Source organism: Pseudoalteromonas sp. S558 (assembly GCF_005886635.1).
In the GTDB taxonomy this organism is placed as follows: Bacteria; Pseudomonadota; Gammaproteobacteria; order Enterobacterales; family Alteromonadaceae; genus Pseudoalteromonas; species Pseudoalteromonas aliena.
In genome coordinates this window covers 1-504 of the sequence record NZ_PNDU01000303.1, presented here as the reverse complement: position 1 = coordinate 504, position 504 = coordinate 1, and the positions used below count along the sequence as shown (strand labels likewise).

At 41.9% G+C, this 504-nt stretch carries 1 protein-coding gene; it reads left to right on the top strand.

Annotated features, from left to right (window positions below; genetic code table 11):
• The first annotated feature begins 25 nt into the window (after positions 1-25).
• The gene (locus tag CWB66_RS17665; protein WP_252371791.1) at positions 26-451 is read left to right on the top strand and encodes a protein tyrosine phosphatase family protein; all 426 of its coding nucleotides are present in this window, start codon (positions 26-28) and stop codon (positions 449-451) included.
• Positions 452-504: the final 53 nt, after the last annotated feature.

Here is a 504-nt window from a genome sequence, read left to right as displayed (position 1 = left end):
ATAACCACACTACATAGGCTCGGCCTTGCCTAAATACCAAACAGTCTGCTGCAAAATCAATCACGAAAGGTCAACACGCCCTAGCGCTGAGCAGATTAAGTTGCTATCGCAAGCGGGTGTAAAGCATGTCATAAACTTACGCTCCTCTAGTGAACAAACGTGGGATGAAGGTGAGTTTGTACGATCTCTAGGAATGAACTATCACGCATTACCGATCGCAGGTGCGCAGGATGTTACAGTTGAAAATGCGCGTAATTTAATAAACTTACTTAATGAGTTTAAGGGAGAATCGATTTTAGTGCATTGTGCAAGCAGTAATCGAGTTGGGGCATTGATGGCAATTTCTGCACATGAGCAGGGTCTTGATGTAGAGGCTGCGCTTGATAAAGGAAGGCACTGGGGTATGAAAAGCCTAGAGCCTGTAGTGCGTAAAGTGGTAAACGATAAATAATACCAATTTTATTAAAAACATGATCATTCTAACGTATTAAATAACTCACTAAC